Below are 3,917 nucleotides of genomic sequence, written 5' to 3'. Positions count from 1 at the left end.
GGGGTCGGGGGTGTCGGAGCCGCGCCACAGGTAGGCGGTCAGCCGCTGGCCGTGTTCCCGTTCCTGCTGGGGGTTGGCGGGCAGGGGCCAGCGGAGCTGGGTGTAGAGGACGGTGCGGTGCTGGTCGTAGGCGGCTTCGATCAGGTCCCCGAAGACCTGGGCCCGGGCCGGGACGATCACGACGACGGCGGTGACGGCGACGGCCAGGCCGATCGGGATGGCCAGGATGGTCAGGGGTGCGAACGCGCAGAACAGCGGCCCCCAGATCGCGGTGGTGACCGCACTGTCCGGTGAGCTGCAAACGGTTGGTGTAGTCCGCGGCTCCGGCGACCCGGTGGGTATTTTTCCACCCTGCCGGGTGCTTTGTCTTCCAGGACGACAGGTGTCGTCGCCGCCGTCAGCGGCGGGGTCGGCACCGGGGACGTGCGGGGCAACCTGTTCGCCGATGACCCGGATCGCGATGAAGGAGACCGCGGCGTCTCCACGCCATCCAAGATCATCGTGGCCCCGCCGGCTCGGCGTCTCGCGTGAGCCGGCAGGAACGTGGGCCGGCAGGACAATCTCAGACGGCCCGGGTGGGCACGCGATCTACCCGTCATGACCGTCTTCGCCCCGGCCTGCCCCACCTGGTCAGCCACCGCCTGGAGGCAGCCGCACTTAACGGCGAACTTAACCGCCGTAGGCTCGTATGATGCTGGCTATGGTCGGTGACAGGGCCTCGCATGCCACGCCGTTGTCGGTGGCGCGGTCGCTGCGTCTGCTCGGCGAGCATGTGTCGACCTGGCGGAAGCTGAACCGGCTGACCGCGGCCCAGGTCGCCCAGCGAGCCGGGATCTCCCGGGACACGCTGCGCGCCATCGAGCAGGGTAAGGGCACCGCGAGCACCGAGAACCTGTTCAGGGTGCTACGCACCATCGGGATCATGGATGCCGTCGTCAGGGCCACCGACCCGTACGAGACCGACATCGGCCGGCTGCGCATGGACGAGATCCTCCCCAAGCGAGTACGGCGCTGATGGCCGGACGGGATCCTGTCGAGGTCACCGTCGAGATCGACGGGCAGGAGACCGCCGCCGGGACGTTGTGGCTTCACGACCGCGGCGGACAGAGCGCCACGTTCCGATATGCCGACGCCTACCTGACCAACCCGGCTGGATACGACCTCGACCCGGCGCTGGCCAGAGCCGCCGGCGTCTTCCACACGCCGCCGGGGTCGGCCATCTTCAACGCGTTCGCCGACAGCGCCCCCGACCGATGGGGCGAGAACCTCATGAGGCGTGAGGAGCGCGAGCGCGCCCGCGCCGCCGAGACCACACCTCGCACTCTCGGTAAGGCCGACTTCCTTCTCGGCGTCCGCGACGACACCCGCCAGGGAGGTGTCAGGTTCCGCCAGCCGGCGACCGCCACCTACTATTCGACGCACCGGCACGCGGTCCCACGGCTGATCGACCTGGCCCGGCTCATGCGAGCAGCCGACCGCGTCCGCGCGGAGGGCGACTTCGACCGCGACCTCGCGGACCTCATCGACGCAGGTAGCTCGCTCGGCGGCGCGCGCCCCAAGGCGGCGGTGCGGGACGTGTCCGGGCGGCTCTCGATCGCCAAGTTCCCGCGTTCGGACAGTGACGAATGGGACGTGGCCGGCTGGGAGGAGGTACAACTGAGACTCGCTCGCAGAGCGGGGCTTACCGTGGCGGAGTCGGAACTGCTGACCGTTGCCGGCCGGCACGTACTACTCCTGAGCCGCTTCGACCGCATCGGCGCGCGGCGTCTGGGGTTCGCAAGCGCCCTGACCATGCTCGAGGCCTCCGACGAGGACCTCCGCAGCTACCTCGAGATCGCCGAAGTGATCGAACGCTACTCGCCGAGAGCTGACGCCGACCTGCGTGAGCTCTACCGGCGGATCCTGTTCTCCATCCTGACCGGAAACACTGACGACCACCTGCGCAATCACGCGTTCCTGCGCGAGCGAGACGGCTGGGCGCTCTCTCCTGCCTACGACCTCAACCCCAATCCGGACAATCCGGCCCGGCTGAGCACGGCCGTCGATCTCGACAACACCGACGCAAGCATCGACCTCGCGCTGTCGGTGGGCAACTACTTCCGCTTGTCGCCGCCGAGGGCCCGCGACCTCGTCAGGGAGGTGGAGACCGCCACGGCGGGCTGGCGGCAGGCCGCAGCCGGGCTCGGCATCCCGAAAAGCCAGGCCGACCGGATGGCAGTGGCCTACGAGAGCGAACAGCGACGGATCGCCCGTGCTCTCAGTGTGCCTTGAGATGTTGCCGGCGGTTACGACGAAGCACGCCCGCGGCGGCATCGCTACAACGCGACCCTGGCAGACTTGATCGACGCTGGCCTCCTGCGCGCTGGCGAGCGGCTCGTCGGGCGCCGCAGCGGTCGGCTGTTCCCAGCGACCCTGACGGCCGACGGCCGGATCCGCACGGCCTCCGGCGAGGTCTACCGCTCGGCGAGCGCCGCAGCCAAGGCTGCTCCACCGGAGCGCCCAACCCGGGCGACTGGCGGTTCTGGCGAGTGGAACGAACGAACGACACGCTGTTCGCGACCCGTGCCCGATACCTGCTGTCCTCCGGCGCCGAGCGGAACGGCTGAGGCATGCGGGCCCGCCCCGACGATCACGGTCGCGAGACGGGTCGAGGTGTCCGGAACCGCCAGGACTACAGAACACCCGTTCGATTCGGTAGATGATGTCACGGGCGGCGCGGTCACTGGACATCTCCCCTGCTCAGGTGTCCGGTGACAGGCATCTCGGCCCGTCGACAGCCGTGACCTGGGCAGATCAACTTCGATGGCAAAATCCGTGGGCGTCCTTTTGCCGTTGAAGTCGGCCCCCGACCACCGGACCATGATCTTGCCAGTCAAGTCGGCTCTTCGGGGGTGGCCGCGGGCGGTGAGGAGGGCGACGACGGCTCTGATTGTTTCGGGGTGGGTGGCTGCTTCGACGAGGTCTGGCGTGGTGGGACTGAGGCCAGGGTTCGAGGCGATGGCCTTCGCTGTCTCCCGCTCGGTCAGCTTGCCTCCCCGGCGCATTCCGAACAAGGCCGAAATCATCTCGTAGTCGAGCAGGCCGGGTGCCGCGAACGATTCGACACCGCGAGTCGACGGCGCACGGCGACCCCGCCCGCGCTGTGGTCTGTCAGCGTTCGCACCAACGCCGAACAGTCGATCACGGCCATGACCTTACTGTAGCCGCTGCGCCTGCAATATTGCAGGCACAGCGGTCCAGGTCGTCAACGCGCCGCCGACGGTCGCCGCGTCCCGCGGTCGACGGGAGCAGTCCGCAGCAGACTGCGATTGCCGCGGCAACCGCCAGGAGTGTGGCTGCGATCTCAGGACCTGCCAGATCCACGGAACACCCGTTCGACCCTCAATTCTACGGAAGGAAGGACAACTGATGCCCCGATAGGACGGCGTTTTCTCCCCGCCGTAAACGGCGGGGCCTCCACGCCACAAAACCGGTAAGGAGGGGGCGACCGAGGAGAATGGTGAAGCTGGAGGGGAGCCGGAGCGCCGCCTTCCCGCCACCCGCGCGCGGCGGCCACAGGACGCGAGCACCGGACATCGCAGAGCTACGATGTCCGGCGCCGCGGTGGCCGGAGAACCCGGGCGAGCATTGCCGATTGGAATCCGTTCCGGACGCCCTGGCCAACCCCGCTACACGTCTCTCCTAGGGGACGTAATGAAGTAACAAATACGTGATCGAGAGCATCATCGCAGGTCACAGGGCTGTGGAGGGTTCGAAACGCGCAAGTTATTTCATTTCGACTCCCTAGCGGTTCGCTGTATTTCAGTGGCGTTCCGTCCGGGTCCTCTCGTCAACTCAGTCCCAGTCCCAATCCCAATCCCAGTCGTCCTTGTGGTGCCGGTCCTTGCCGTCCCAACGGTCCTTACCGTCCCAACGGT

At 68.0% G+C, this 3,917-nt stretch carries 3 protein-coding genes and 2 pseudogenes; 4 read left to right on the top strand and 1 reads right to left on the bottom strand.

The features are described 5' to 3' along the window. Positions 1 to 294, bottom strand: a pseudogene (locus tag ACY5KJ_RS14395) (hypothetical protein); the annotation flags it as partial. 69 nt (positions 295 to 363) lie between these two features. Here ACY5KJ_RS14395 and ACY5KJ_RS14390 point away from each other — a divergent pair. The 4 genes and pseudogenes from ACY5KJ_RS14390 to ACY5KJ_RS14375 form a co-directional block, all read left to right on the top strand. Further along, on the top strand, positions 364 to 531 hold the full coding sequence (locus tag ACY5KJ_RS14390; protein WP_462203574.1) for a hypothetical protein: 168 nt from the start codon (positions 364 to 366) through the stop codon (positions 529 to 531). 169 nt (positions 532 to 700) lie between these two features. Next, complete coding sequence (locus ACY5KJ_RS14385; RefSeq protein ID WP_462188213.1) at positions 701 to 1,015, top strand: helix-turn-helix domain-containing protein; 315 nt, start codon at positions 701 to 703, stop codon at positions 1,013 to 1,015. After that, the gene (locus tag ACY5KJ_RS14380; protein WP_462203573.1) at positions 1,015 to 2,271 is read left to right on the top strand and encodes a type II toxin-antitoxin system HipA family toxin; all 1,257 of its coding nucleotides are present in this window, start codon (positions 1,015 to 1,017) and stop codon (positions 2,269 to 2,271) included. Before ACY5KJ_RS14385 ends, ACY5KJ_RS14380 begins: the two co-directional genes overlap by 1 nt. A 33-nt stretch (positions 2,272 to 2,304) precedes the next feature. Beyond that, positions 2,305 to 2,754 (top strand): annotated as a pseudogene (locus ACY5KJ_RS14375) (restriction system modified-DNA reader domain-containing protein); the annotation flags it as partial. Positions 2,755 to 3,917 lie beyond the last annotated feature (1,163 nt).

Source organism: Frankia sp. CcWB3, from assembly GCF_977927595.1.
Note: the sequence above shows the minus strand (reverse complement) of the source record. Positions and strands in the feature narration are given on the sequence as shown.

Excerpts from the sequence above, each read along its gene's own strand:
- ACY5KJ_RS14380 (WP_462203573.1), top strand. The coding sequence starts at position 1,015 with ATGGCCGGACGGGATCCTGTCGAGGTCACCGTCGAGATCGACGGGCAG.
- ACY5KJ_RS14385 (WP_462188213.1), top strand. The coding sequence starts at position 701 with ATGGTCGGTGACAGGGCCTCGCATGCCACGCCGTTGTCGGTGGCGCGG.